The organism is Corallococcus sp. bb12-1 (assembly GCF_026626765.1).
GTDB lineage: Bacteria > Myxococcota > Myxococcia > Myxococcales > Myxococcaceae > Corallococcus > Corallococcus terminator.
Map to the genome: position 1 here is coordinate 1 of NZ_JAPNJZ010000024.1, position 25,335 is coordinate 25,335.

20 protein-coding genes are annotated in these 25,335 nt (G+C 70.6%); 10 read left to right on the forward strand and 10 right to left on the reverse strand.

All coding sequences use genetic code 11. The features are described from left to right. Positions 1 to 11: 11 nt before the first annotated feature. Complete coding sequence (locus OV208_RS27590) at positions 12 to 722, reverse strand: hypothetical protein (protein ID WP_267576909.1); 711 nt, start codon at positions 720 to 722, stop codon at positions 12 to 14. A gap of 115 nt (positions 723 to 837) precedes the next feature. On the opposite strand from OV208_RS27590, the gene OV208_RS27595 reads away from it, so the two are divergent. After that, positions 838 to 1,671, forward strand: coding sequence for a hypothetical protein (locus OV208_RS27595; protein ID WP_120543427.1), 834 nt, complete (start codon positions 838 to 840; stop codon positions 1,669 to 1,671). Between the two features lie 12 nt (positions 1,672 to 1,683). Beyond that, positions 1,684 to 2,994, forward strand: a complete 1,311-nt coding sequence (locus OV208_RS27600; RefSeq protein ID WP_267576910.1) for a M18 family aminopeptidase — start codon at positions 1,684 to 1,686, stop codon at positions 2,992 to 2,994. 109 nt (positions 2,995 to 3,103) lie between these two features. Here the strand turns inward: OV208_RS27600 and OV208_RS27605 are convergent, their stop codons facing one another. Beyond that, on the reverse strand, positions 3,104 to 5,221 hold the full coding sequence (locus tag OV208_RS27605) for a M4 family metallopeptidase (RefSeq protein ID WP_267576911.1): 2,118 nt from the start codon (positions 5,219 to 5,221) through the stop codon (positions 3,104 to 3,106). A gap of 369 nt (positions 5,222 to 5,590) precedes the next feature. On the opposite strand from OV208_RS27605, the gene OV208_RS27610 reads away from it, so the two are divergent. Beyond that, positions 5,591 to 6,178 (forward strand): DUF2378 family protein, encoded by a 588-nt coding sequence (locus tag OV208_RS27610; protein ID WP_267576912.1) that lies wholly within the window; start codon positions 5,591 to 5,593, stop codon positions 6,176 to 6,178. 24 nt (positions 6,179 to 6,202) lie between these two features. On the opposite strand, the gene OV208_RS27615 is transcribed toward OV208_RS27610, so the two are convergent. Next, entirely contained in the window at positions 6,203 to 7,216 is a 1,014-nt protein-coding gene (locus tag OV208_RS27615; protein ID WP_267576913.1) for a S1 family peptidase, read from the reverse strand. Between the two features lie 180 nt (positions 7,217 to 7,396). On the opposite strand from OV208_RS27615, the gene uvrA reads away from it, so the two are divergent. The 3 genes from uvrA to OV208_RS27630 all read left to right on the forward strand — a co-directional run bounded on the left by uvrA (position 7,397) and on the right by OV208_RS27630 (position 14,585). Next, positions 7,397 to 12,700: an excinuclease ABC subunit UvrA gene (uvrA, locus tag OV208_RS27620; protein ID WP_267576914.1), complete on the forward strand. Its 5,304-nt coding sequence runs from the start codon at positions 7,397 to 7,399 to the stop codon at positions 12,698 to 12,700. Positions 12,701 to 12,734: 34 nt separating this feature from the next. After that, positions 12,735 to 13,298 (forward strand): glutathione peroxidase, encoded by a 564-nt coding sequence (locus OV208_RS27625; RefSeq protein ID WP_267576915.1) that lies wholly within the window; start codon positions 12,735 to 12,737, stop codon positions 13,296 to 13,298. Positions 13,299 to 13,439: 141 nt separating this feature from the next. Then, complete coding sequence (locus OV208_RS27630) at positions 13,440 to 14,585, forward strand: chemotaxis protein (RefSeq protein WP_267576916.1); 1,146 nt, start codon at positions 13,440 to 13,442, stop codon at positions 14,583 to 14,585. 12 nt (positions 14,586 to 14,597) lie between these two features. Here OV208_RS27630 and OV208_RS27635 read toward each other — a convergent pair whose 3' ends face one another. The 5 genes from OV208_RS27635 to OV208_RS27655 form a co-directional block, all read right to left on the reverse strand. Continuing rightward, a complete protein-coding gene (locus OV208_RS27635) occupies positions 14,598 to 15,182 on the reverse strand; it encodes a DUF4136 domain-containing protein (RefSeq protein ID WP_267576917.1) in 585 nt (194 codons plus the stop codon). 127 nt (positions 15,183 to 15,309) lie between these two features. After that, positions 15,310 to 15,798: a hypothetical protein gene (locus tag OV208_RS27640; RefSeq protein ID WP_267577420.1), complete on the reverse strand. Its 489-nt coding sequence runs from the start codon at positions 15,796 to 15,798 to the stop codon at positions 15,310 to 15,312. A gap of 5 nt (positions 15,799 to 15,803) precedes the next feature. Then, complete coding sequence (locus OV208_RS27645) at positions 15,804 to 16,334, reverse strand: zf-HC2 domain-containing protein (RefSeq protein ID WP_267576918.1); 531 nt, start codon at positions 16,332 to 16,334, stop codon at positions 15,804 to 15,806. Then, positions 16,334 to 16,957 carry an RNA polymerase sigma factor gene (locus tag OV208_RS27650; protein WP_244238455.1) on the reverse strand — a complete coding sequence of 208 codons (624 nt, stop codon included), beginning with the start codon at positions 16,955 to 16,957 and terminating at the stop codon, positions 16,334 to 16,336. Before OV208_RS27650 ends, OV208_RS27645 begins: the two co-directional genes overlap by 1 nt. A gap of 217 nt (positions 16,958 to 17,174) precedes the next feature. Next, the gene (locus OV208_RS27655; RefSeq protein WP_267576919.1) at positions 17,175 to 17,654 is read right to left on the reverse strand and encodes a peroxiredoxin; all 480 of its coding nucleotides are present in this window, start codon (positions 17,652 to 17,654) and stop codon (positions 17,175 to 17,177) included. A gap of 121 nt (positions 17,655 to 17,775) precedes the next feature. Between OV208_RS27655 and OV208_RS27660 the strand changes: the two genes are divergently transcribed. The 4 genes from OV208_RS27660 to OV208_RS27675 all read left to right on the forward strand — a co-directional run bounded on the left by OV208_RS27660 (position 17,776) and on the right by OV208_RS27675 (position 23,535). Next, on the forward strand, positions 17,776 to 18,954 hold the full coding sequence (locus OV208_RS27660) for a YcaO-like family protein (RefSeq protein ID WP_267576920.1): 1,179 nt from the start codon (positions 17,776 to 17,778) through the stop codon (positions 18,952 to 18,954). Then, complete coding sequence (locus OV208_RS27665) at positions 18,951 to 20,132, forward strand: TfuA-like protein (RefSeq protein WP_267576921.1); 1,182 nt, start codon at positions 18,951 to 18,953, stop codon at positions 20,130 to 20,132. The genes OV208_RS27660 and OV208_RS27665 overlap by 4 nt, the downstream gene beginning before the upstream one ends. Positions 20,133 to 20,529: 397 nt before the next feature. Further along, positions 20,530 to 22,497, forward strand: coding sequence for a serine/threonine protein kinase (locus OV208_RS27670; protein WP_267576922.1), 1,968 nt, complete (start codon positions 20,530 to 20,532; stop codon positions 22,495 to 22,497). 123 nt (positions 22,498 to 22,620) lie between these two features. Then, positions 22,621 to 23,535 (forward strand): DUF2381 family protein, encoded by a 915-nt coding sequence (locus tag OV208_RS27675; protein WP_267576923.1) that lies wholly within the window; start codon positions 22,621 to 22,623, stop codon positions 23,533 to 23,535. Between the two features lie 16 nt (positions 23,536 to 23,551). On the opposite strand, the gene OV208_RS27680 is transcribed toward OV208_RS27675, so the two are convergent. Then, positions 23,552 to 24,406, reverse strand: a complete 855-nt coding sequence (locus OV208_RS27680; RefSeq protein ID WP_267576924.1) for a type VI immunity family protein — start codon at positions 24,404 to 24,406, stop codon at positions 23,552 to 23,554. A 48-nt stretch (positions 24,407 to 24,454) separates the two neighbouring features. Continuing rightward, entirely contained in the window at positions 24,455 to 25,258 is an 804-nt protein-coding gene (locus OV208_RS27685) for a hypothetical protein (protein ID WP_267576925.1), read from the reverse strand. Between the last annotated feature and the right edge of the window lie 77 nt (positions 25,259 to 25,335).

Below are 25,335 nucleotides of genomic sequence, written 5' to 3' on the forward strand. Positions count from 1 at the left end.
GCGCTACGACTTCAGTACCGACCGCCGCCAGCCGCGGAGACGATGGCGGAGAGGATGCGGTTCTCCACGCCCCAGACGGCCTTGTTCATGCCCTTCACGCCCGCGCCGCGCATGTAGTCGGTGAAGTCGTGCAGGGCGGTGGAGCGCTGCATGCGCTCCGTCTTGGCCGCGTAGAGCAGCGGCGTGCCCGGCGCGCCCGTGAGGCCCAGGTCCGGACAGGCCTCCGACAGCTTCGCGCGGTCGATGCCCGTCACCGCGGACAGCATCGCCACGGTGAACTTGTGCACCGGCAGCTCGCGCGCGTTGGGCACCTTCTCCAGCACCTTCGCACGGTCCTTGGGGTCCGTGGCGAGCTGCTCCAGCGTCACCTTGGACATCTCCAGGATCTGCTCGTTCGTCACGTGCTTGTTGTCCAGGATGGCGCGGTCGAACAGGCTCTGCGGCGTGTCACCCTTGATGCTGATGTTCACGTCCGACAGCCGCGAGCGCATCGTCTGGATGGCGCGACCCACCTCGGTGTTCGCGCCGCCACGCCACGAGCCCGGCGTCGGCGCCACCGGCGGCTGCGTCGAGCGCACCCGTGCCAGCTCCGCGCGGTTGAGCACCTCCGCGCGCGACACCTGCGTCACCTGATTGGACCGGGTCGTCTGCGCGGCCGGGGCCTGCGTGCGGGTCGTGGCTGCGGGGGATGCGGCGGTGGGGGGGCGGCGGACGGACGTCATGGTCACCTTCTACCCTGGAACTCGGAGTAACGGATTATCGCCCGGGCGAGCAGGGGAGTTGCCTCGACTCACCCCGGCGCGTGCGTTCCGTCCCCGGGCCGCTATGGTGCGCGCCATGGCCCCGCGCTTTCCCACCCAGTTCGCCGACCTGCTCACCCCCAAGGGTCGCCGCATTCTCGAAGGTCGAGACTCCGAGACGTGCGGCGCGTTGTTGGACCCCACGCGTCCCTTCATCGCGCTGCAAGGCGTCATCGACGTGAAGAAGGCGTCGCAGGTCCGCGATGCGCTGGATGCGGCGATGCGCGACACGCTGGTGACGATGGAGGACCCCATCCCGGAGGACTCCATCTCCGGCATGGTGGAGAACTACACGGAGGCGCTGCCCAAGACGGTGCGCGTCCGCACCGCGCTCCTGGAGAGCCGGCGCTCGCGCTCATGGCGCGCGGCGGAGGCATTGGGGCTGGTGACGCTCCTGCGCTCGGACACGTTCGCGGGCTTCGCGGCGGCGGTGAGCGGTCGGGCACTCAAGCGGGGCTGGGGCATCCAGACGCTCTGCTACAGCCCCGGTGACTACACGGGCCCCCACACGGACCACCACCCGGAAGAGGACGACGCGCGCCACGGCTACGTGGACATGCACGTCAGCCTCACGATGCCCGCCGTGGACCACCAGTACCTCGTGTACGCGAAGGACGGGCACTTCTCCGAGCTCACGAAGGTCAGCACCGTGGGCGGCATCACCGTGTACCGGCTGCCCTTCTGGCACTACACGACGCCGCTCGTCGCGAAGAAGGCCCGCGAGGAGGCCGCCCGCCGCTGGGTGCTCCTGGGGACCTTCCTGGACGCCGGGCCGAAGACGCGCGCTTCCTCCACCATCCTGCCGGCGGGCGCACGCCTGCCTGTCCAGGGAACGACAGTGGAACGTGGCACGGAGGCCGGACGGCGTTAGCGTGCCGGGCCCATGAGCCCCACCGACACCGACAAGCAGGCCGGAGACCTCCTCCAGTACATCGACGCGTCGCCCACGCCCTACCACGCCGTGCGGGAGACGGCGCGCCGCCTCACCGACGCGGGCTACCGCGCGCTCGACGAACGTGAGTCCTGGTCCTTCAAGCCCGGGGACAAGGTCTTCGTGGTGCGCGGCGACACGAGCATCGCCGCCTTCCAACTGGGCACGAAGCCCGTGGATGCCACCGGCTTCCGGCTGGTGGGCTCGCACACGGACTCGCCCAACCTGCGCCTCAAGCCGAACGCGCCCCTCAACCGCCACGGCTACCAGCAGCTCGGCGTTGAAATCTATGGCGGGGTGCTCCTGCACACGTGGATGGATCGCGACCTGTCGCTCGCGGGCCGCGTGGTGGTGCTGAAGAACGGCCGCCCCGAACACCACCTGGTGGACTTCCGCCGGCCGCTGTTGCGCGTGCCCAACCTGGCCATCCACCTGAACCGCGCCGTCAACAGCGAGGGCCTGAAGCTCAACGCGCAAGAGCACATGGTGCCGGTGCTGGGCCTGGAGAGCGCGGGCCCCGCGGAGCTGCGCGCGCTGCTCGTGGAGGAGCTGGCGAAGGAGGGCGTGACGGCGGCCGCGGACGACATCCTGGGCTACGACCTGTGCCTCTACGACGTGCAGCCGTCCACGCGTTCGGGCCTGCATGGCGAGTTCCTCCACGCGCCCCGCCTGGACAACCTGGCGTCCTGCCACACCGGGCTCACCGCGCTCCTGTCACCGGGCGGCCCGCGTGAGGCGACGTGCGGCGTGGTGCTCTACGACCATGAGGAGTGCGGCAGCCGCAGCGCGCAGGGCGCCGCATCGCCGTTCTTGAAGGACCTCCTGGAGCGCATCGTCCAGGGGCATGCGGACGGGAAGGCGGATGCGTTCCACCGCGCCATCCGCCGCTCGTTCATGGTGAGCGCGGACATGGCGCACGCGGTGCACCCCAACTACCCGTCCATGCACGAGCCCAAGCACCAGCCGCAACTGGGCGGTGGCCCGGTCATCAAGACCAACGTGAACCAGTCCTACGCGACGGACGGCGAGTCGTGGGCGCACTTCGCCGCGCTGTGCAAGGAGGCGGGTGTCACGCCCCAGCACTTCGTCACCCGCACGGACCTGGGCTGCGGCAGCACCATTGGCCCCATCACCGCGGGGCAGTTGGGCATCCGCACCGTGGACGTGGGCAACCCCATGCTGTCCATGCACTCCATCCGGGAGATGGCCGCCGCGTCCGACGTGGCCCGCATGGTGGCGGTGCTGACGCGCTTCTTCGCGTGAAGGCCGGCGTGAAGCCGTCGTGAGACACCGGACGTGAAACAAAGGAAGAGGCGGGCCCGGTTTCGACACCGGACCCGCCTCGGAGTGCTTCAGGAAGCTGGGGTGAAGACTAGTTCACGCCGACCGCGGTCCAGGCGTCCTTGACCTTCTGGACCTGGTCGGAGGTCGCGCCGTACAGGTCCGTGGCGGACTTGATGGTGGCCTCGCGGGCCTGGGCGAACGTCGTCTTCGGGGTCATGTACGTGGTGAGGGCGCGGCCGAAGATCTTCAGGCCGTCCTCCATGCCGACGCCGCCCTTCACTTCCAGGCCGGACGTCTTGTTCTTGCCGCCCTCCACCAGGAGGTAGAAGGCGTTGTTGGAGATGCCGCTGGAGCCGTGCACCTCCGTCTGCTTCGGGTAGTTCTTGTAGTTGTCGACCGAGTAGTTGTCCTTGGTCGGGTCGTTCATGTAGCGCAGGCCGTCCTCGGAGTCGCCGTTGTTGGGCGTCCAGGCCGCCTCACCGACGGTCCAGTTCCACTTGGCCTCCGGGTTGTTCTTCGCCGCGTACCACTCCACGCCCGTGCCGATGATGTCGGAGAAGGACTCGTTCAGACCGCCGGACTCGCCGCTGTAGATGAGGCCCGCGGTGCGCTCGGTGAGGCCGTGCGCGATTTCGTGACCCGCGATGTCCAGCGTGGTGAGCGGGCCGGACTGCTTCCCGTCGCCGTCGCCGTAGCTCATCTTGTCGCCGTCCCAGTACGCGTTCACGTAGTTGTTCTTCACGTGCACGTAGTTGACGAGCTTCTCGCCCGCGCCGTCGATGGAGTCACGGCCCAGGACGTTCTTGAGGAAGTCGTAGGTCATGGCCGCGCCGTAGTGCGCGTCGATGCCGGCCTTGGCGCGCGCCGGGTCGGTGGCCTCGCCCCACTTGTCGTTGTCGTCGGTGATCTTCGTCTGGCCCGACGCGGTGGACGCGTTCTTCGCGTCGTAGGTCACCACGCCCTTGCCGCGCGTCGAGTCCTCCAGCGAATACGTGCCGTCCGCGTTCTTCGTGGTCTTCAGGTCCACGTGGCCGCTGTACATGGACAGGTCGTCCGCGGTGCCCGTGGGCGGGTTCTGCGGATCCGTCGGAGGAGGCGTGGTCTCCTTCGCGGTGATGTTCAGGCTCCAGTTGTTCAGGGTGCCCGTGTCACGCGCGGCCTTGTCCTCGACCGTGATGGTCCACTCGCCCTTGGTGCTCTCGCCCGCGAAGGTGCTGGACAGGTCGAAGGAGCCGGCGATGTCGTCCTTGGAGCCGCCCTTGCGGTCCTGGATCACGGCGGACTTGCCGGAGGGGCTGGTGACGGTGACCTTCAGGTCGCCGCTCCAGGTGTGCTTGATGTTCAGGTCCACGGACAGCTTGTCGACCGTGACGCCGTCCGGGATGTTGATCTTCGACTGGACCTGGCCCTTGTCCGGGATGGCGACGTTGGGGCTGGCCGTGCCGTTGACCTGCAGCTGCGCCGCGCTCGTCTTGCTCCAGCCGCCAATCTTGTTGAAGCTCTCCAGCACCTTCCCCGTGTTGGCGTCGATGATGTAGTTCTGCTTCTTCGGCTTCTCCTGGCCGGCGATCTGCGTCACTTCCACCTGGTAGGCGGAGTGGTACTTGCCTTCCACGTCCTGGTAGATGACGCGCTCGGAAGAGGGCTGCTTGTCGGCCTTGCCGCCCAGCTCCTTCTTCGCGATGTCGATGGCCGCCTGCGGCGCCAGCTTCGGCTTCTGCGAACCCAGGCCCGCGGGGATGGGGTTCTGCTCGCCCGTGACGCTGGACACCTTGCCGTCCGTGCCCAGGTGGCTGATGACCTGCTCACCGAACACCTTCACGCCCTCGTGCACGCGATCCAGGCGCACGTGCGTCATCCCCAGCTCGTCGCGCTCGACGCTCTTGGGCGCCAGCGTGGGGCCGGACTTGTTGGCCGCCAGCAGCGACGACGCCGTCATGGGCGGGGTGAGGTGCTTCAGCGACGTCTGGATGGCCGCCTGGGCCTCCTTGCTGTCCAGCGCGAGGCGGCCCTGGGCCGCGCCCTGCGTCGACGTCGTCGTGGGGGGCACGATGGCCGCGGCCGTGGTGGTGCCGGCCACGCCCTTGACGGACTCGAAGCCGTCCTTCACGCGCAGGACGTTCTGCGCCTTCGCGGGGGCCTTCGCGGTCTCAGTGGTGGGACGGAGCGTTACGGGAGTCTGACCGTCGGTGCGGCGAATGCTCATGGGTCACTCACACTGCAAGGGGGATGAAGGATTCTCGCATGAGCCAACTTCAGAGTTTCCGATGGGTTGCGAAAGTTAAAGCGCCTTCCCAGAAAACAATGAATACCGATGGTTGAGTTCCGGTGATTGCGTCGGTTGGCACGCAGATTTTACTTGCAGTTGGGGTCCTGCTCGACCCGAACTCCCGGAATCCCCGACGCAGGTCGTCACAAATCGAGTGTTTAATGGCGTGAAAAAAGGCCGGAAATTCTTGGAAAAATCCGTTGGGGCGGAAAGGGGCCCTGGCGGGCGGGGATGTGAGGACTGATACACTGATGCATGGTTTCCCGGCCGGGATGGGCGGGGGCTGGACCCTGGGGGGGTTGGCGCATGGAGCCTTGGATTCAGGAAACGACGCGGGAGCCACGGCTCCCGCTGATGGCGGTGCAGGTGCCGCGTCGCAACTTCGAGGGATTGTTTCAATACGCGCTGCGGCCGTCGGGTTCGTTCGCCCAGGCGCTGCGGGACGTGGGGTACGACCCGGAGGCGGAGGAGGCGGAGGAGTACTTCCCCCTGGAGGTGTGGCGCGCGTCGCTGGCGGTGGCGCGGCGGCACGCGTGCCCGGGGCTGGGGAGCGAGGAGGCCAACCGGGTGCTGGGCCACCACTACGTGGAGGGCTTCGGGCAGACGCTGGTGGGGCGCATCTTCGCCACGGCGGCGCCGCTGTTGGGCGCGGAGCGGGTCCTGGCGCGGCTGCCCACGTACCTGCGCGCGGGCCGCGAGGACCTGAAGCTGATGCTGGAGGCCCGGCGCGCGCGCGAATGGCGGGCCACGGTGATGGACACGGCTCCGCTGCCGGACTTCGTGGCGGGCGTGGTGGAGCAGGTGCTGCGCCGCACGCGGGTGTTGTCGCGCGTGGACGTGATGGAGCGCGCGTCCCACGGCTACTCGCTGCGGATCCGCTGGGACGACCCCTGAGGCCGTCCGTGCGCCCCGCCCCCTCTAATTGAGGTACGTCTTGGGCGGGGTGCGCCGGGCCAGCGAGGGCGGGTAGGCGGGGCGGGCCTGACGCCAGCGGCCGATGACGTCCATCAACCCGTCGAAGGTGTCGCGCAGGGCCCAGGCGCGGTCCTCCGCGTCCGGGAGGCTCTCGCACCGCAGCAGTCCGTCGCGCAGCGCGCGCTGGACGCCGGGGCAGTCGTCGCGCTCGTCGATGAGCTGTTCGGCGGTGTGGGCGTAGAGCCGGTAGCAGCCCTCCACGTCGCCCCGGTTGTATGCGGGGGCGCCCACGTTGATGGCGTGGCCCAGGAGGGCGGCCACGGACTCCACCGCGGGCGTAGCGCAGCCCTCCAGGAGGTTCACGGCATGCTGGGGCACGTGGCGCACGCGGGTGGCGCGTTGCCGGGGTGCATCCAGCGCGGACAGGGGACGGGTGGGGCCCGGGTTTTCAAGCAGGGGCGAGATGTAGCGCGCCGGGATGACGAGCCCCAGCGCGCGGCCGTTGGCGAGCGCGGCGGTGGCGAGTCCCACCACCTGTCCCCGGGCGTCCAGGACCGGGGCCCCCGACGCGTCCTCGGGGAGGGTGCGCGACAGCTCCAGCAGGGTGAGCCAGTCCCCCAGCACCTGCACCGCGCGGACCTCCAGGGCTCGGGCCTCGGAAGGACGGCCGGGGCGGGCATGCAGCACGTGGAGCCCCTCGCCTTCGGTCGGCAGCGTGGCGGGGCCCAGCGCGAGCGCGGGGGCGAGGTTCGGCACGGACAGCCGCAGGAGGGCCAGGTCGCGCCGCTCGTCCACGGCGGCCACCTGCACCACGGGGGTGCGCAGGCCGTCGGGCAGCACGGCGGTGATGGAGCGCGCGCTCGCCACCGCGTGGAGGCTGGTCACGACGTGGCCTTCGCAGGTGAGGACGAACCCCGTGGCGGTGTGTCCGCCCAGCTCCAGCAGCACCAGGGATGCCCCCGCGCGGCGCACGGCCTCGTCGGTCCGCGCGTGGCGGGCCTGATCATCGTCGGACATCGCAACCCCCGCTTGTGAAGCCCGGGCCGGCATTCCCAGCGGGTGAAGCCTGGGGAGGTGGCCCGGTCATCCTTGTAGCAGCCCGCCTGCCCCCCGCCCAACCCACCCGGGCATCCGACGGTGTTCTCCTCGACGTTGTGATTGGCGCGGGAGTGTCGGCTCGTTAAACCTCCGCCCGGCATGCACAAGACCCACCTCGTTGGCGCTCGCACCCACAACCTGAAGGATCTCTCCGTTGACCTGGCGGAGGGGGAATTCGTCTGCATCACCGGCGTGTCCGGAGGCGGCAAGTCGAGCCTCGCGCTGGACACCCTCTACGCGGAAGGCCAGCGCCGCTTCGTGGAGAGCTTCAGCCCGTATGCCCGGCAGTTCCTCGAGCGGCTGGAGCGGCCGCCCATGGAAGCGCTGGAGCCGGTGGCCGCGGGCGTGGCGGTGGACCGGCGCGCGCCGGTGAAGAGCTCGCGCTCCACGGTGGCGACGCTGGCGGACGTGGAGCCGTACCTGTCCGCGCTCTTCACCCGCGAAGCGATGCCGGTGTGCCCGGACTGCGGCCTGGAGGCGGTCCGCACCGACGCGCGCGTGGCCGCCAAGGGCGCCCTGCGCGAACATCCGGACGCGACCGGCGTCTTCACCTTCCCGGTGCGCATCCCGGACACGTCCGCGTTCCTGGACGCGAGGGCCCGCCTGCTCAAGGACGGCTACCACCGCCTGATGGTGCAGGGCGAGGTGAAGGAGTTGGAGACGCTCAAGCCGGGCGAGTCCACCGACCCCGCGGGCGTGGCGCAGGTGGTGGTGGACCGGGTGAAGTTGTCGGACGCGAACCTGTCGCGCGTCACCCAGGCGCTGGAGGACGCGTGGGCGCGCGCGGACGGCGAAGCGCTCCTGCACCTGCCGGAGTCCCCGCCGAAGCGCCTGCGCCGGGGGCTCGTGTGCCCCAAGTGCGCGCGCGAGTTCGAGCCCGCGAGGCCGGGCCTCTTCAGCTACCAGAGCCCGGTGGGCGCGTGCGCGCCGTGTCGCGGGTTCGGACGCACCATCGGCATCGACTGGGGGAAGGTGATCCCCAACCCGTCGCTGAGCCTGTCGGAGGGCGCCATCCGGCCGTGGTCCGGCCAGTCCACGAGCTGGGAGCGGGACATGCTCCAGCGCTGGTGCCGGCAGAAGAACATCCCGCTCGACAAGCCGTGGGAGAAGCTGACCGCCGCGCAGCGGGAGTCGGTGCTCGAAGGGTCGGGGGGCTACGACGAGGGCCGCGCCTACCCGGGCGTGCGCGCGTGGTTCAAGTGGATGGAGGGCCGCACGTACAAGATGCACGTGCGCGTGCTCCTGGCCCGCTATCGCGCGTACACGCTCTGCGAGAGCTGTCAGGGCGCGCGGCTCAACGAGCAGGCCCGCGCGTGGCGCGTGGGTGGGTTGGACCTGCCGGGCTGGCACGGGCTGGAGCTGACGGAAGGCCTGGCGCGCCTGGAGGCGCTGAAGACGCTCACGGGGCAGGGGGACCTGGCGCGGCGCGAGCTGTCCGGCCGCCTGCGCTACCTCCAGCGCGTGGGCCTGGGCTACCTCACGCTGGACCGCCCCGCGCGCACGCTGTCGGGGGGAGAAGCGCAGCGCGTGTCGCTCACCGCGGCGCTGGGCACGTCGCTCACGGGCGCGCTCTTCGTGCTGGACGAGCCCACCGTGGGCCTGCACCCGGGGGACGTGCCGCCGCTCACGGAGGCCATCGCGGAGCTGGCGGACCGGGGCAACATCGCGCTGGTCATCGAGCATGATCCGCTGGTCATCCGCTCCGCGCACCGCGTGCTGGAGTTGGGCCCGGGCGCGGGACGCCAGGGTGGAACGCTGTGCTTCGACGGCACCCCGGAGGCGCTGGCGAAGCGTCAGGACCTGCCCACTGGCCGGATGCTGTCCGGTGGCACGGAGGCGCCGCGCACGCCGCGCACCCGCACGGGAGCGCTGGTCATCCGCGAGGCGCGCGAGCACAACCTGAAGGACGTGTCCGTCCGCGTGCCGCTGGGCGTGCTGTGCGCCATCACCGGCCCCAGCGGCTCCGGCAAGAGCACGCTGATGGACGAGGTGCTCTACCGGCACCTGGCGCGCGGCCTGGGCGTCAAGGACGTGGAGACCCCCGGCGACGTGGCGGCGGTGGAGGGCGGCGCGCAGGTGGAGGCCATCACCTTCGTGGATCAGTCTCCGCTGGGGCGCACGTCGCGCGGCAACGCGGCCACGTACACCAAGGCGTGGGACCGGCTGCGCGAGCGCTTCGCGTCTGAGCCCGAGGCGGAGGTGCGGGGCCTGACGTCCGCGCACTTCTCCTTCAACGTGGACAAGGGCCGCTGCGAGGCCTGCGCGGGCGAAGGCTACGAGACGGTGGAGATGCAGTTCCTCGCGGACGTGGCCCTGCTGTGCGCGGTGTGCCGGGGCCGGCGTTTCAAGGAGGAGGTGCTCGCGGTCCGGCACCACGGCTTCAGCGTGGCGCAGGTGCTGGAGATGACGCTGGATGAAGTGCTCCAGCACTTCGGCGACGACGCGGCGCTCAAGCGCACCCTGGGCCCGGCGCAGCGCCTGGGCCTGGGCTACCTGCCCCTGGGCCAGCCCCTGTCCACGCTGTCCGGTGGCGAAGCGCAGCGGCTGAAGCTGGCGCGCGCGCTGGCCAGCGACGCGAAGGGCACGCTGTTCCTCATCGACGAGCCGAGCGCCGGCCTCCACGCGGAGGATGTGAGCCACGTGATGGCGTCGCTGCACGCGCTGGTGGACCGGGGCGCGAGCGTGCTGGTGGTGGACCACGACGTGTCGGTGATGAAGGGCTCGGATTGGATCATCGACCTGGGGCCCAAGGGCGGTCGCGACGGCGGCCGGCTGGTGGCGGAGGGCACGCCCGAGGACGTCGCGAAGGTGAAGGGCAGCGCCACCGCCGCCGCGCTCCGGGGCGAGGGCAAGCCGCTGGCCCGCGCGGTGAAGCTGCGCAAGCCGGGCAAGGAGGCTCCGCCCGCCATCGAGGTGGAGCACGCGCGCGAGCACAACCTCCAGGACGTGTCGTGCCGCATCCCGCTAGGGAAGATGACCGTGGTGACGGGGCCCAGCGGCTCCGGCAAGAGCTCGCTGGTGTTCGACGTGGTGTTCGCCGAAGGGCAGCGCCGCTTCCTGGAGACGCTGACGCCCTACGCGCGGCAGTTCCTCCCGACGCTGCCGCGTCCGGACGTGGAGCGGATCAGCAGCATCCCGCCCACCGTGGCGCTGGAGCAGCGCACGTCGCGCGCGGGCGCCACCAGCACCGTGGCCACCGTCACCGAGGTGGCCCACTACCTGCGCCTGATGTACGCGAAGATTGGCGAGCCGCACTGCCCGAACGACGACACGCCCATCGGCGCCACCACGCCGGCGGCGCTCTTCGCGCAAATCACCTCGACGAAGGGGGACGGGCAGGTGCTGGCGCCCGCGGTGCGTGCTCGCAAGGGCACGTACCTGGATGTCTTCACGGCGGCGGCCCGCGCGGGCATCACGCAGGCCATCGTGGACGGGGAGCTGGCGTCCACGGACGACCCGCCCCGGCTGGCGAAGACGAAGGAGCACGACATCGACCTCGTGATGTACGAGGGCAAGCTCGCGAAGCTGCCGCGTGAGCTGTTCGAGTCCTCGCTCAACTGGGGCAAGGGCGCGTTGAAGGTCCGCACGGGCAAGGCGGAGACGCTCCTGTCCAGCGAGCGCACCTGTCCGAAGTGCGGCACCGCCGTGCCGGAGCTGGATCCGCGCTGGTTCTCCTTCAACACGAAGCAGGGCCGCTGCGAGTCGTGCGAAGGCACCGGCGTGCAGGGCGGCGCGACGGCGATGGCGGAGGGCGAGACGGCCCCGTGCAGGACGTGCGGTGGCAGCCGGTTGGCGCCCATGCCTCGCGCGGTGCGGTTGGAGGGCGCTCGCTACCACGAGGTGGTGCAGGCGTCGGTGACGTCCACGCTCGCGCGCGTGCGCACCTGGAAGCTCAAGGGCGACCGGGCGCTGCTGGGTGAGACGGCGCGGCAGGAGATGCTGCGGCGGTTGGAGTTCCTGGAGCGCGTGGGCCTGGGCTACCTGTCCCTGGACCGCAACGCGGCCACGCTGTCTGGTGGCGAGATGCAGCGGCTGCGGCTGTCCGCGCAGTTGGGCGCGGGCCTCACCGGCGCGCTGTACGTGCTGGATGAGCCCACCATCGGCCTGCATCCGCGGGACACGCACCGGTTGCTCGACAACCTGCGCGCGCTGGTGGACACGGGCTCCACGGTGCTGGTGGTGGAGCATGACTCGGACACCATCCGCGCGGCGGATCACCTGCTCGACCTGGGGCCCACCGGTGGACGGGGCGGCGGCCACATCCTGGCCGAGGGCCCTCCGGACGTCGTGCTGGAGTCGGACTCTCCCACCGCGCTCGCGCTCCGGGCCGCTCAGGTCCGGCCTCCGTCAGGGCGGGGCGAGCCCCAGGCGTGGGTGGAGCTGAAGGGCGCTCGCGCGAACAACCTCCAGCGCGTGGACCTGCGGCTGCCGGTGGGTCGGCTCAACGTCGTGTCCGGCGTGTCGGGCTCCGGCAAGAGCACGCTCATTCGTCAGGTGCTGTTCCCGGCGCTGAGGGACAGGTTGGGACTCGTCACGTCGAAGCCCGGCGCGTTCGATTCGCTCAAGGGCGTGGACTCCATCAAGCGGGTGTTGTCGGTGGATCAGTCGCCCATCGGCCGCACGCCGCGCTCGGTGCCGGCCACGTTCCTGGGCATCTGGGACGAATTGCGCCGCGTGTTCGCGGCCACGCCCGAGGCGAAGATTCGCGGCTTCGGGCCCGCGCGCTTCTCCTTCAACACCGCGAGCGGCGGCCGCTGCAAGGTGTGCGAAGGGCAGGGTGCCATCTCCCACGAGATGTCCTTCCTGCCGGACGTCGTCACGCCGTGCGAGGCCTGCAACGGGGCGCGCTTCGACGCCGCCACGCTGGAGGTGCGCTACCACGGCCTCACCGTGGGCGATGTGCTCCGACTGTCCGCGGACGAAGCCAAGGACGTGTTCCGTTCGCTGCCCAAGGTGGCCGCGCCGCTGGTGTGTCTGGCGGACCTGGGCGTGGGCTATCTGCAACTGGGCCAGGGCTCCAACACGCTGTCCGGTGGCGAGGCGCAGCGGCTGAAGCTGGCCGCGGAGCTGACGGCCACCTCCCGCCACGAGCCCACGCTGTACGTGCTGGATGAGCCCACCACGGGCCTGCACCTGGGCGACGTGGAGAAGCTGATTACGTTCCTGGGCCGGTTGGTGGACCGGGGTGACACGCTGGTGGTCATCGAGCACCACCCGTCGGTCATCGCCGCGGGCGACCACGTCGTGGAGCTGGGGCCGGAGGGCGGCGAGGGCGGTGGCCGCATCGTGGGCGAAGGCACCCCCCGCGAGGTGGCGAAGCTCAAGACGCCCACGGGCCGGGTGTTGAAGACGGTTTTTTCCACTGAAGAACCCAAGGCCCGCGTGGCTTCGCGGGGACGGTGAAACCTTGAACCTCTTCCGGCATCCTGCGCGTCGCATGCGAACCCCACTGCTGTTCACCGTCGCGACGGTGCTCTGCCTCTCCACGGCGGCTTCCGCCGCGGAACCCAAGACCGAGAAGAAGCCCATGTCCTTCCATCAGCTCTCCGCCAACCGGCTGGACGGCAAGCCCGAGAAGCTGTCGGACTTCCAGGGCAAGGTCGCCCTCGTCGTGAACACCGCGTCCGAGTGCGGCTACACGCCGCAGTACAAGGGCCTGGAGGCGCTGTACGCGGGCTACAAGGACAAGGGCGTCGTCGTCCTGGGCTTCCCGTCCAACGACTTCGGAGGTCAGGAGCCGGGCACGTCGCAGGAGATCGCGAAGTTCTGCGAGCTGCGCTTCAAGGTCACCTTCCCCATGTTCGAGAAGGTGAAGACGAAGGGCGAGGGCCAGTCCCCCGTCTACGCGTTCCTCGCCAAGGAGCACGGCGAGCCCAAGTGGAACTTCCACAAGTACGTGGTGGGCAAGGATGGCCAGGTGAAGGCCGCCTTCCCCAGCAGCGTCACGCCCGACAGCCCGGAGCTGAAGGCCGCGCTCGACAAGGCGCTCGCGGAGAAGTGACGTTCGTTTCCCGGTGCCGGGCCCGGTGCTTCCGGGGCCGCGCCGGGGTGGGATGCGAGGCCGTCCGACTTCCGACGCGGCCTTCCTTCCCGGGGGCTGCTCGGCTTGGCGCGCGGACGTGCGCAGCTTGGGTCCCGGCCCATGTTCCCTCGCTCCTGCTACTTCCGCTTCGTGACCGGGGTGCTGCTCGTCGCGCTCGTCGGCGGGTGTGCGTCGGTGGAGCCCCAGCGTTCGCAGCTGACCACGCGCGTGGGCCGTTCGGACCTGCCCGTGGCGGTGTTGCGTGCCCGCGTGCGCGACCTGGCCCGGCGCTTCTCCGGACTGCTGGAGGCCCTGGCGGACGACCTCGCCGTGCGCTCCCGTTCGCCCAAGGTGGCCGGGGCCATGCTGCGCTTCAAGGCCAACTCCGTGCCCGCCATGCAGAGCGCGCTCTTCCAGCCGGACCCCGTGGCCGCGCTCATCGACGCCTGGGCGCTGCTGGTCCAGATCCAGGACGCGCTGCCTCAATACGCCGAGGACACACCCCCGGAGCTGCTGTCCGCCGCCCGCGAATCGCTGGAGGACATGGAGGCCCAGCTCGAGGACGAGTGGCGTGAGATCACCGGAAGCGAGGACGTGACCCGAGCGCGGGACATCGTGCATGGGTGGGCCGCGGAGCATCCGCTGACGGGACCGCTCGTCACGCGCCAGTCCACCGCGCCGCTCCTGGCCTCCGTCACCGAAGCCTCCGGCGGCGGACTGCGCTCCACGGCGGCGGGACTCATCGAGGACACCCGGGACCTCACCTCGCGCGTGGACCTCTACGCGACCAGCCTGCCCCGACAGGCACGCTGGCAGGCGGAGCTGGTCGTGGACGACGCGATGCGCTCGCCCCTGCTCCAGTCCACGCTGTCGGAAATGGGCCGCACCGTGGACCTGCTGGAGCGCGTGGGCTCGGTGGCCGCGAACACGCCCGCGCTCATCGCCCACGAACGCAAGGCTGTCCTGGACTCGCTGCACGCCGAACGACTGGGCCTCCAGGGCTTCGTCACCGAAGAGCGACAGGCGGTGCTCGCGGAAGTGGACCGCGAACGCAAGGCGGTGGTGGACGCGCTGCATGCTGAACGCGTGGCCACGCTCCAGCAGATGGACGGGCTGGCGCGTGGCTGGGTGGACCACGCGTTCGACCGGCTGGGGCCCCTGGTGGACCGGGTCTTCCTCTGGCTGGTGCTGCTGGTGGCGCTGGTGGGCGCGGGTGGCCTGCTGGGCGCGTGGGTGCTCACGCGCGCCCTGCGGCGCTCGCACTGAGCGGGGCCGTGCCTACTTCTGCTTCTCCGCCTTGGGCGGGAACTCCTTCATCATCTTCTCCACGCCTTCGTCGAGCTTCTTGCCGGCGCTCTGGATGCTCGGGGTGTCGCCCAGGTTCGCCTGGGCCGTGCCGCGCCACACGAGCTTCTTCTCCTTCGCGTCCACCACGTCGAGGATGAGCGTGCCGACGTCGTACTGGCGCACGTAGGTTCCTCCTCCGCCGTACGGCCCGTAGTACGAGCCCCAGAACGGATCCCACGGGTAGCCGTAGTAGTTGTCCACCATCTCCGCCGACAGCCGCGTGTCGATGGCGCCCTGCCAGCCGATGAGGAAGTCCGGGTTCTCGCTCGCGTCCACCTTCCGGTAGCCCCTCGACTGGAGGTCCTGGTTCACCGCCTCCTTCACGCGGGAGTCGGTGATGTCGTTGTTGATGCGCGCGTCCTGGGTCTTCTGGGGCTGCGCCATCCACGAATAGGTGCGGAAGTTGTCGATCCGCTGCACCGCCGCGGGGTCGTAGTTGGTGCCTACGTCAACGCCCGCGCAGGACGCGAGCCCCAGGCCCACCAGCACGGGAACGACACGGGACAGCAGACGCATGACGGCCTCCTCGGGGACGTTGTGCCCCGGGGAACGGGACACGGTCGGCTTCATGACGTTGGGCACAGCCCGGAACGATGTCCCGGTCGCGCCCGCCCGTCCGCCTCCGACTCCCGGGAGGGGCGGCTCAGTCGCCGCGCGATCCCTTGTCTCCCTTGCCCTTGAACCACTTCGCGCCCTCGGACCGGGCCAGGACGACGGCCAGCCGCGCGCGCTTCTGCGGGGTCAGGTCCTTGGCGAGCGCCTGATACATCTCCCGGTCCAGCGCGGAGATCTGCGCCCGTGCGTCGAAGACCTTCTGCGCCGCCGCGTCCACCTGCCCCAGCGCCGCGCTGTCGCCCCGCGACGCCAGGTGCAGCGTGCGAGCGGAGTCCCGCACCTGTTCGCGCAAGGGCCGACGGCGCTCCTCGAAGCGGCGCAACGTCTCATCCATCTTCAGGGCCTGCGCGCTGTCCAGCTCCAGCGTGTCCGCCAACTCCAGCACCTGGCGCAGGCGCTGCCGCTGTTCGGCCTTCGCCGTGCGCTCGGGGTCGCGCGCTTCCGGTCCTTTCGCGCCGGGCTGGGCCAGGGCCATCACCGGCAGCGCGAACGCCAACGCCCAGGTCATCCGCTTCATCGTCTTCACAGGGCCTCTCCCAGGTCGTCGAAGTCGTCGTCCCAATCCATCATGTCGTCGTCGCTGTCGGAGATGGACGCCAGCGCGTCCGCGTCCAGCGGCTCCAGCCCGGCCCACGCCTCGAACGCGGCCATCGTCTCCGCGTCCATGTCGCCGCCGCCGCTGCCCGCCATCGGGACGGTCGTCCCTGTCCGGGGCGCCTTGAGCCGCTCCAGCGCGGACGGGCCCAGCATCAGCGCCACCACCGCGGCGACGGCGGCGAGCGAACCCAGCGCCCGGCGTCCCATCCACCGGCGCGTCTGTTCCCGGCGCCAGGCCGCCAGGGTCCGCGCGCCCAGGCCTTCCTGCGCGCGCGCTTCGATGGCCGTCTGGGGCGGCAGCGTCACCAGGCCCAGCACCTCCTGGGCGGACGCCACCTCCGCCTGACAGGCCGCGCAGGACTCCAGGTGGGACCGGAAGCGCGTGGCCTCCTCATCCTCCAGCGCCCCGGCGGCGTGGAGGCTCGCCTGCTCCTCGTATTCCACGCACGCACCCATCACGGCTTCTCCCCTGGCGTCCCGGTCACGTCGGCCTTCAAGCGTTTCACCGCGTGGTGGAACTGCACCTTCGCGTTGTTCTCAGTGATGCCCAGAGTCTGGGCGATGTCCTTGAACGGCAGTCCGCCGTCCACCCGCAGCGTCAGCACCTCGCGCTGGCGGCGGGGCAGGGCGAGCACCGCCTGGCGCACCTGCTGTCCGCGCTGGGTGCGCTCCAGGGCCGCCTCCACGCTCTCCCCGTGATCCCCCGCCACGTCGTCCGTCACCGCTTCCACCAGCACCGGCCGCCACCGGAAGCCCTGCCGCGCGTGGTTCTTCGCCAGGTTGAGCGCCACCCGCACCAGCCAGGCCCGGAAGGGCGCGGGCGTCGTCGGGTTGAAGCGCGCGAACACCCGGCGCGAAGCCTCCAGGGCCCGGAGGAACGCCTGCTGCGTCAGGTCCGCCGCGTCCTCCGCGCTCGTGGTGTAGCGGCGCATCAGCGCGAAGACGAGCCCCCGGTGCCGCTCGAAGAGCTGGCCGAACGCCGCCGCGTCCCCCGCCAGGAAGGCCCCACACAGGGCCTCGTCCGTGGGAGTCCCCGCGCCCTGTCCAGGCCGCGCCAGTCCTAGGACCCGTCCGCTCACATGGCCTCCAACCCGCCAGCGCACGGAAGGTTATTTTCCGGGCGATTTCGCCCTGAAAATCCACCGGGCGTCCGGAATCCGGCAGCCGGGCCAGGAGGCCTGGGGGTGGCCTGGGGACGGCTCGGAGCGGGCCCGGGGCCGGCTTGGAGGAGGAACGGCCAGGAAGGACTGCCCGGGAACCCGTCGGGCGCGACGGGGCGCCTCCAGGGCACCGGCGTCAGGCGGAGGCGCTGGTCCCGCCGGGGGCGGCGGGGTGCGTCTGGAGGTACTTCAGCACGTCGTCCAGGTGCCGGTAGACGCGCACCTCGTGCTGGATGACGTGTTCGACGGTGCCGTCCGCGCCGACGATGAAGGTGACGCGCCGGTCCACGTTGAGCAGGGGCCACAACACGCCCCAGGCGCGGCTGATCCGCCGCTCGTCGTCCCCCAGCAGGGCGAAGTGGATGCCCTCCTGTTCGGCGAAGTCGCACTGGGTGGTGAGGGTGTCCACGGAGACGCCGACCAGCTCCGCGCCCAGCTCGCGGATCCGCTCGTGGTTGTCCCGGAACGCCCGGTTCTCGATGGTGCACCCCACCGTGAAGGCGCGGGGGAAGAAGAAGAGCACCACCCGCCGGCCGCGCAGCCCCGACAGCCGCACGTCCTGACCGTGGCAGTCGGTCGCGACGAAGTCTGGCGCGAGGTCTCCGACAGAAATCATGCGGTGCGTACTCCTCCCGGGGCAGCGGGCTCCGCCTTCCCCTACCACGTTTTCCCCGTCATCCCACGCCGCGCCGCGCCGGCCGCCCGGTCCGTCGGGAATCTGGCTAAGGTCTCCCATCGTGTTGCCTGCCAGGACTGAACTCGACGACCCCGCCTTCCGCAGCGCCCTCGCCACCGCCCTGGGGGTGACGCGGGTGGCGCGCGTCACCGGCCTGGACCGCACCGGCGTGGAGGTGGCCTGCGCGGTGCGCCCCGGAGGCCACGTGCTCCAGGTCTGCAACGGCAAGGGCCTCACCTTCGAGGACGCCGCCCGGGGCGCGCTCCTGGAGACGGCGGAGCTGTGGGCGGCGGAGACGGTGCGCCCGGAGCGGCTGCGCTGGGGCACCCGCGCGGAGCTCGAACGGGCAGGCGCCCCCGTCTGGGGCGTGGAGTCCCTGGGGTCCGCGGGGCAGGTGGCGGTGCCGAGGCTCGCGGGGCCGGACGTGCGGCTGGCGTGGTGCGAGGCGAAGGACGCGCGAAGCGATGCGCCCGTCTGGGTGCCGGCGCAGGGGGTGTACTGCCCGCCGTCGGGGACGGTGGAGCTGGGGCCGGTGTCGGTGGGCTGGACGACGAACGGCTCCGGCGCGCATCCGGACTCCGAGCGCGCCCTGCTGCACGCGCTCCTGGAGGCCACCGAGCGCGACCAGCTCTCGCGCGCGCTGCCGGAAGGGTGGACGGAGGCCGGCGTGGTGAAGCGCATGGTGCGCCCGGAGAGCCTGCGGGACGGTGCGCCGCGCACGGCCGCGCTGTGGGAAGCGCTGCACGCGCGAGGGTTCCACGCGTACCTCTTCGACGTGACGCCCGCGCCCCGTGGGCGGGGGGGCCGTGGGGCGGTGGGGTTGCCGGTGGCGGCGGCGGTGCTGGTGGACGCGGAGGAGGGGCCGGTGCCGCTCACCGCGGGCTATGCGTGCGCGCTGGAGCGGGACGAGGCGTTGCTCAAGGCCCTGCTGGAGGCCGCGCAGTCGCGGCTGACGGACATCCACGGCGCGCGCGAGGACGTGGAGGCGGCGGACCGCGACGCGGCGCTGGGATTCGCCCAGGCGCTGTCGGAGGTGCGGCCCCGGCACCTCGCGGAGGACCTCCCGGAGGTCGACCCCCGGCGCACGCGCACGGTGGCGGCGCGGGTGCGCACGGTGTTGACCCTGCTGGAGGGGGCGGGCTTCGCCCAGGTGGCGGCGATGGCGTTGGACGCCCCGCTGGGCGGGCTGCACGTATGGAAGGTCGTGGTACCGGGCATGCGCGTATCGGAGCTCCTGTGAAGCGGCGGGCCGAAGACCTGGTGGTGTTCCTGGGGCCCTCGTTGCCCGCGGCGGAGGCGCACAAGCTGGCGCCGTGCACGGTGCTGCCCCCGGCGCGCCAGGGCGACGTGTGGCGGGCGCTGTCGCTCAAGCCCCGCGCGCTGGTGCTGGTGGACGGCGTCTTCGAGGCGCAGCCGTCGGTGTGGCACCACGAACTGCTCGCGGCGATGGAGGCGGGCGTGGCGGTGTTCGGCGGCGGCAGCATGGGCGCGCTGCGCGCCGCGGAACTGGCCTCGCACGGCATGGTGGGCGTGGGCCGCATCTTCGGCTGGTACCGCGACGGCGTGGTGGTGGACGACGCGGAGGTGGCGCTGCTGCACGCGGACGCCGAACACGGCTGGCGTCCGCTCACCGTGCCCCTGGTCAACGTGCGCCACGAGGCGGAGCGGGCGCGCAAGGCCCGCGTGCTGGGACGCTCCGGAGCGCAGGCCCTGGTGGACGCGGCCGCGGGCCTCTTCTACCAGGAGCGCACCTGGGCGCGGATCCGCGAGGCGGTGGCCCCCGCCTGGTCCGTCCCGTCGCTCGCGGCCTGGGATGCGTGGTTCGCGGACGGGGTGGAGGACCTCAAGCGGCTGGATGCCATCGCGTGCGTGCGCTCCGCGGCGGAGTTCGTGGGCCTGTCCGCCCCCGCGATGCCGGGCGCGCGGCGCAATCCCTCGTCGCTGGTGCGGCGTCGGCGGCTGGTGGAGGACGTGACGCGCGTGGGGGGCCGGGCCGTGGACTCCGGCCAGGTGCTGGAGCTGCTGCGCGGTGCCCCGGACGCGGCGGCCTGGGCGGAGGCGGGCCTGCGCAGGGCGCTGCTCGCCGGGTGGGTGCGCTCGCTGGGCCTCACGGTGACGGAGGAGGAGATCGCCACCGAGGAGGCCGCGTGGTGGAAGGAGCGGGGCGTGCGCTCTTCGCGCCGCGAGGCCTTCCTCGCCGCCAGCGGGCTGGACGCGCCGGGCCTGCGCCGGTTGTGTGAGACGCGCGCGCTGGAGCGGCTGGCCCTGGCGCAGGCCTCTCGGCTGCTGCCGGATGGGCCCTCGTGGGACGAAGCGCTGGCGTCCGAGGCCCGGCTGGGCGGCCAGTGGGAGCAGGCTGCCCGGGCGCTGCTGTCTCAGGCGGATGCCACGGACGAGGACGCGGCTGAAGGCGACTGACGCGAGCAATCCCAGGCAGCGAGGTCGGCAGGACCCCGCCGGGGAGCAAACCGCCGTGTCCGGGCGATACACCGTGTCTCACCGAAACCCGAAGGCCCCCGGGCTCCCTGCCGGGTTGGCCGTCCGCTCAGGGGTCCGCCTTCCCAGGACGTCGTGAAAAAACGTGACAGCCCCGCACGGCCAGCTAGGGTCAACCCCGGAGGTTGTCCGCATTGAGCACCGCTCCCTGGGTGGTTCCGCCGAGGTGGCCCGCGCCGTCAACGGCCGGGTGCGCTCGCGGTTTGCGGGGAATCCAACCTCCGTGGTGGGATGCGACAGGGAAGGTCCCCCCGGCGGTCTTGTTTCACCGACACCGCGCTCCTACTTCGCAGGTTGTGTCGCTTCTTGAGCCAGGGCCATGACGACGCCGCTCCACCCGGACCAACTGGAAGTCGGCCACCACGTCGGACCGTGGCGCATCGTCGGCTCGTTGGGTGCGGGAGGCTTCGGCCGGGTCTTCAAGGTGGAGCGGGGCGGGCACGTCTACGCGCTGAAGATTGCCTTGCGTCCGGCGGGGCCGCACGCCGCGGAGGAGGAGGACGTCAACGGCCGGCTGTCGCGTGAAGTGGCGGCGCTGCTCGCCTGCGCGCCACATTCCAACCTGCCGCGCGTGCACGCGGTGGATCGCTGGCCCGCGCCGCCGGATGGCTACTTCTTCCACGTCACCGACTACGTGGACGGAGAGACCTTCCACGAGTGGCGCTGGCGGGTGAAGCCGTCCGCGGCGCACCTGCTCACCGTCTACACGGAGGTCGTGCGGGTGGTGGCGGATCTGCACCGGCGGGGCGTGCACCACCGGGACCTGAAGGCGGACAACCTGCTCATCCGCCGCGTGGATGAACGGCCGGTGCTCATCGACCTGGGCACGGCGCGCATCCCGGGCGCCTCCACGCTGACGGTGGGCGTGGCGCCCGCGTCTCCGCACCTGTTGCCGCCCGAGTGCGTGGCCTTCCTGCGCGAGGGCTCCTGGAAGTCGGGTGCGAACTTCGACGCGGGCGTGCCCGGAGACCTCTACGCGCTGGGCGCGCTGCTCTACGAATCGCTGACGGACGGCTACGCGTTCGACCCGAGGCTGCCCTACGACCGGCTGCTGCCTGCAATCGAGACGGTGGTGCCGCGCGCCCCGCATGAGGTGAACCCCAAGGTGCCCCAGGCCCTGGGCGACATCGCGATGCGGCTGCTCTCCAAGCGCCCCGAGGATCGCTATTCGAGCACGGAGACGCTGCTGCAGGCCCTCTGGGAGGCCGCGAAGGACAAGCGCCATCAGGAGTGGAAGCTGTCGCTGGACATCCCGGTGGACCGGGAGGCGCCGTTGGTGGACCGGGGCGTGGTGTCGCTGTCCCAGTTCCCCGGGACCGCCGGGCCCGCCCTTGAGCCCGAACCCGTGTCGGAGCCGGTCGAGACCCCAACTCCATCCACCGAGTTGCCTCCGTCCCCTGATGCGTCCGTTCCAGGGGAGGAGACGCCCCTGGACGTTCCACCGTTGTCCGGGGCGCGGCGTCACCGCATCGCCGGGTTGCTGGGCCTGGGGGTTCTGCTCCTGGGCCTGCTGGTCTTCGGTCTGTTCCGGTCGGTTCCGAGCACCCGCCGCCCCGCTGTCCCGCCTGATTCAGAGAAAGGAAGTTCGTCCGTGACGCCAACCCCGAGTCTTCCCGACGCCTCCGTGCTCGCGGTGGCGTCCGCCCCGGATGCGGGGGCTGCCCCCGAGGAGGCGCCATCCGCGCCCGTTGAGGACGCCGAAAGGGTCGCGGCCACGACCACGCCCGTGAAGCCCTTGCGCACGGATGGGGGCGTCCTTCGCAAGGTCGCCGGAGCGGCCGCCGCGGCCTGCGTGGGCGCTTCCTGCGGGGGCGGCACTGGCAGGATCGTACGCGAGGGCGACACCCACGACCCGTGCCCCAGGGGCGCCGCCAGGGCCATGCGGGAACTGCAAGTTGCACCCAGGGGGGTTGCCCTTTGGGCGAGCGCGTCGGAGGACCGATACGTGGGCATGGTCCCGGTCTCCCCGGGATGGCGGTCCATGAAGGTTGACCCAGCTTCAGCGTATCTAGGCGATGAAGACGGCGATTTTCGCATGAAGGTGAGAATCATCTTCGGGAAGACACGCACGCGGTTCCTGATCACGGAGCTGACCAAGCCGGATGGGACGATCCTGCCGGTGTGCATGGATTACATCGCGGAAGAGGATAAACTGCCCGGCTTTGAGTCGCGTATCCCTCAGGAGGGGAGTCGAACTCCGCGGGACACGGCCACGGTTCGCTACGTCCCGGGCTTCTTGAGATTCGTGGTTCCGGTGCAGTCCTTTGTGAACGTGGACGACGGCTGACGGCGCCCTTCGCAGGGTCGCACTACCCAGGGGGATGGGGCCTCGTGGGGTAGGGGGCTTCGGACGAGCCTCGTGGTAAACAGGGAGGCCCCTGTTGCCCCGGTTCGAGGAGCCCTCCACACCGTGCCCTCCTGTCTGTCCGTAGCGCTCCCGGTCCTGCTCTGGTCGACGTGCCTCCTGGCGGCTGCTCCCCACCAGGAGGTGAAGGGGGAGGCAGGGGAGGTTCTTCGTGTGGAGGTGGGCCCGGAAGGAACCTCGACGCGGCCCATCCGGATGGGCTTGGGGCTGAGCACGACCCTGCTGTTCGACACCGACATCCAGCAGGACCAGGTGAGCCTGGAAGGACGCGCCCAGTTCGTTCGGGTGAGCACGGGCAATGCGCTCCTCGTGCTCGTTCCCTCCGGGGAACTGCGCGTGGGGGAAACCCTGAAGCTGTCTGTTCCGTACAAGGATGCGACCCTTCCCGCGCGGCTGGTGCTGACCCTTCAGGTCCAGATCGAGGCGGTGGACCGTCAGGTCGAAGTCTCCCGGCGGTCCCGCTCCGCGGAGTCGTACCGCCAGGAAGCGGAACAGTTGCGCGCGGAGCTGGAGCGCTTGCGCCAGGGCGACGCGCGGGGGGCCGCGCTGGCTCCTGAAAGGCTGGAAGGATTCCGAGCCCTCGTGTTGGGCACGGGCGCGATTGCGGACATCAGCGTGAGAGCCGAATCCCATGGCCTGACCTGCCAGAATCCGTGTTCCCTGCGCATTGCGCGAAGCTGGGCGTACAGCGGGGGGACACGGCGGGCCCTCCACCTTGAGTTGGAGTTGACCGGCGGCGCGCCATGGACCATCGGGCGCGCGGTGTTGTCCGATGGCAAGGGGCATGAGTGGGAATCGCTGACGCCCTGGCAAGCCGCGCCAGCGACGCCCGGTTCGACAACGCGGGCGACCGTGGAGTTCGAGATGAACGAGGGCAAAAAGCCGGGGCCCTACTCCCTGAGGATATGGGATGCGACGGGGTCGCGCAGTTCGCTGTTCACGGATGCGCTTTTCCTGTGAAGGCTGGCCCTGCGGTTCAGTCGAGGAACCGGCGTTCCCAGCGGCGCAGGGCCCCGTTCTCACGGAAGGGGCGCGCTGCTTCGCGCGACGTCAGCCAGGGCTCCAGGACCCGCGCCAGCTCACGGTAGGCGGGCAACACGCTTCCCTGGGAGGTATCGCCCGCGTCGGGTGCGTCCCCCAGGATGACCACGGTACGGTCCTCCCCGAGCGGTTGCACGGCCGTGCCGGGGTGCGTGAGCCGGGCCCGCAGGGCTTCCGCGCCGCCCAGTTCGCCCAGGACGGGAGGTCCCAGGAAGTTCATCCAGTGGATGCCACGCACACGGGTTCCCAGGTACCGCGAGGCATCCTCGTCGGGAACATCCATGCCTGGGTACAGGATGCGTTCTTGCTCCAGACGTTCACGCACGCCCGAAAGCTGTGACAGGGCATGGAAGGCAAGCCCCGCGTGGCCAGAGTCGAAGGGGAGGACTGTCGCCAGCTCCGACGCCAGTCTTTGAACGCGAGCAGGCCCCTGTCGTTCAAGGAACGCCGTGGGAAGCCAGCATGAAATGGCGCAGACAGCCCGGGCTGCATCTTCCTCAGACAACGCGCCCTGGTCCTGGCCCTGATAATTGAATTCATGGTCCGCGACACCGCTCGGCCTGTCGGTCAATTGCAGCCTGGGAGCGCTTGCTTCGCGCAAAGCGGTGCGTTGAACCGCCCACGCTTCGGCCGTGAGTTCCTGCCAGTCCCCTTCCGTGTCGGGATACCAACGCAGAACATCGCGGCCCACCGCCTCCAGGTAGACGTCCAGGGCGCGCAGGACGCTGTGCCCCATCTCCTGATGGGAGCGGTGCATGTAGAAGGAAATGCAGATGCCTTCCTGGAGCACGACAGCGCCATTGCGTGCATGGACGCGAATCCGGGGCGGGGCGTTCATTCAGTGGACTCCCCATCCGGGCGCGACAAGTGAGACGTTGTCGCCGAACGCCGCGCGATAGACTTCTCCCTGGTTTTTGCCCTCGTGCGGTGGCCCCTCTGGATACCTTCGCCAACTTGGATTGTTGCTGATGGGGCAGGGGAACTTGAAGTCGAAGACCTCCTGGACCTTCAGTGGATTTCCCACGTGGATGACCACATCCGGCACCAGAGTTCCCCTGAGCTTTACTGTACGGCCTGACAGGATCAATGCCTGCTCCGCCTCGGGACTGATCAGCTCCAGTGCCTTCGTCTTGGGATCATACCGGTAGCGAGGCTTGAGGCTGAACCCGCCGGGACGTTCGACGGACAGTCGGGCCTGGACGCAGCGCATGGCCGCCTCGTGCTTCATCTGGCCCAATTGCATGGCCCGGGTGATGGGGTTCCCTGCTGCGTCCGTCCCCACGACTTGCCTGCACTGCTCCGCCGTGGGCGTCTGCCCAGCGAAGAGCTGCTTGTTCACCTCCCAACTGGCTTCACTTGCACACGTCTCCATGATCTCCCGGCCCCGTGCTCGCGCCGCCTCGTCCATCACCTTGAGCGCCCCCGCGACGGACGCCCCCGCCTGGGCGGAGGCCCGGATGCTCATGGGCAGGACCGTCTCCTCGCCCACGACCCGGGTGCAGTACGCCGGGTTCTGCCGACATGCGTTCGAGCCCGAATCCATCGTCTGCTTGAGTTCGCGCCGAGTCCGGCCGACACCCGTGGACTGACACCCTGAGAGAAGCAGCAGGCCCATGAGGGCCGCCGTGAACCGGAAGCGCATGCCCCGAAGCGTGCCAGAAATCCCGCCATCCGCGTCCCCATCCCGGCCGCCCCGCCGTGTAGGGTTCCGCCTCAACG

Excerpts from the sequence above, each read along its gene's own strand:
- OV208_RS27590 (WP_267576909.1), bottom strand. The coding sequence starts at position 722 with ATGACGTCCGTCCGCCGCCCCCCCACCGCCGCATCCCCCGCAGCCACG.
- OV208_RS27595 (WP_120543427.1), top strand. The coding sequence starts at position 838 with ATGGCCCCGCGCTTTCCCACCCAGTTCGCCGACCTGCTCACCCCCAAG.
- OV208_RS27600 (WP_267576910.1), top strand. The coding sequence starts at position 1,684 with ATGAGCCCCACCGACACCGACAAGCAGGCCGGAGACCTCCTCCAGTAC.
- OV208_RS27605 (WP_267576911.1), bottom strand. The coding sequence starts at position 5,221 with ATGAGCATTCGCCGCACCGACGGTCAGACTCCCGTAACGCTCCGTCCC.
- OV208_RS27610 (WP_267576912.1), top strand. The coding sequence starts at position 5,591 with ATGGAGCCTTGGATTCAGGAAACGACGCGGGAGCCACGGCTCCCGCTG.
- OV208_RS27615 (WP_267576913.1), bottom strand. The coding sequence starts at position 7,216 with ATGTCCGACGATGATCAGGCCCGCCACGCGCGGACCGACGAGGCCGTG.
- uvrA (WP_267576914.1), top strand. The coding sequence starts at position 7,397 with ATGCACAAGACCCACCTCGTTGGCGCTCGCACCCACAACCTGAAGGAT.
- OV208_RS27625 (WP_267576915.1), top strand. The coding sequence starts at position 12,735 with ATGCGAACCCCACTGCTGTTCACCGTCGCGACGGTGCTCTGCCTCTCC.
- OV208_RS27630 (WP_267576916.1), top strand. The coding sequence starts at position 13,440 with ATGTTCCCTCGCTCCTGCTACTTCCGCTTCGTGACCGGGGTGCTGCTC.
- OV208_RS27635 (WP_267576917.1), bottom strand. The coding sequence starts at position 15,182 with ATGCGTCTGCTGTCCCGTGTCGTTCCCGTGCTGGTGGGCCTGGGGCTC.
- OV208_RS27640 (WP_267577420.1), bottom strand. The coding sequence starts at position 15,798 with ATGAAGCGGATGACCTGGGCGTTGGCGTTCGCGCTGCCGGTGATGGCC.
- OV208_RS27645 (WP_267576918.1), bottom strand. The coding sequence starts at position 16,334 with ATGGGTGCGTGCGTGGAATACGAGGAGCAGGCGAGCCTCCACGCCGCC.
- OV208_RS27655 (WP_267576919.1), bottom strand. The coding sequence starts at position 17,654 with ATGATTTCTGTCGGAGACCTCGCGCCAGACTTCGTCGCGACCGACTGC.
- OV208_RS27670 (WP_267576922.1), top strand. The coding sequence starts at position 20,530 with ATGACGACGCCGCTCCACCCGGACCAACTGGAAGTCGGCCACCACGTC.
- OV208_RS27685 (WP_267576925.1), bottom strand. The coding sequence starts at position 25,258 with ATGCGCTTCCGGTTCACGGCGGCCCTCATGGGCCTGCTGCTTCTCTCA.